Here is a 999-nt window from a genome sequence, read left to right as displayed (position 1 = left end):
GGCCTCGGTGGTGGCCTCGGCGGTGTCGAAGCAGGCCCAGTAGCCGTCGCGGATCTCGGCCTGCATCCCGGCGGGAATCTTGGCCAGCACGTTGCGGACTCGGTGAATCAGGCAGCGTTGACGCAGCGCGGTCGGGAAGATCTGCTCGATCGCCGCGATCAGGCCGGCCGCGCCGTCGGAGACGACCAGCAGCGGACACCCCAGCCCCCGCTCGGTGAGATCGGTCAGGAAACCCGCCCAGGCGTCGGTGGACTCCACCACTCCGGGGGCCAGGCCCACGAAGATGGGCTTGCCGGCGGTGGTGATGCCCCACGCGGCCAGGATCGGCTCGGCTGGTGAGCCGGGATGCATCCGGAAGAAGGAGGCATCCAGGAACAGGTAATCGAGCACCACATCGCCGAGCGGGCGCCGCGCCCAGGTGTCGTACTCGGTCTTGATGGCTTGACATATCTGGGAGACAGTCGATTTCGAGATCGCGGCCTGATCACCCAGCGCATCGGCGAGGGTGGCTTCGACATCGCGCACCGACAGCCCGCGCACGAACGAAGCGATCACCAGCGATTCCAGCGCGTTGGTCTTGGTGACGTGCTTGCCGAACAGCCGTGAGGCGAACGCGGCGGTCGTGCCGCGCAGCTTGGGCCGCTCCAGGGTGATCGGACCGGCAGTGGTCTTGACCGTCGCAGCCCGATAACCGTTACGCGCACCGGGCTGCGCGTCTGCTGCGGTGGCGCTGCGTTGGTAGCGCTCACGGCCCAAGAACTCGGTAATCTCGGCCTCCAACGCGGCCTGCATCAGCAACTGCGCACCCAGCCGTGCCACCTCCTCCAGGATCTCGGGCAACTCACGATCCGAGGCGAACAACTCGTCGATCTTGGCGCGAACACGATCGGTCGGCGATACTCGTGCAGGCACGGGCGTAGGTCCTTTCCTTCGATGACTTGGCGGTCTCGAAGCAGAACCTACGCCCGGCCCCTTTTACACCGGCTTTAGGACGCGACC

General features: G+C 66.6%; 1 protein-coding gene. It reads right to left on the bottom strand.

The window, feature by feature from the left end; all coding sequences use genetic code 11:
- Window positions 1-912: IS256 family transposase (locus AC5Y4D_RS27295; protein ID WP_500038772.1), on the bottom strand; the 912-nt coding region annotated here is incomplete at its 3' end.
- Between the last annotated feature and the right edge of the window lie 87 nt (window positions 913-999).

It is taken from the genome of Mycobacterium sp. NGS67 (assembly GCF_059812185.1).
The sequence above is the reverse complement of the archived record's forward strand: the minus strand, read 5'-3'. Positions and strand labels throughout refer to the sequence as shown.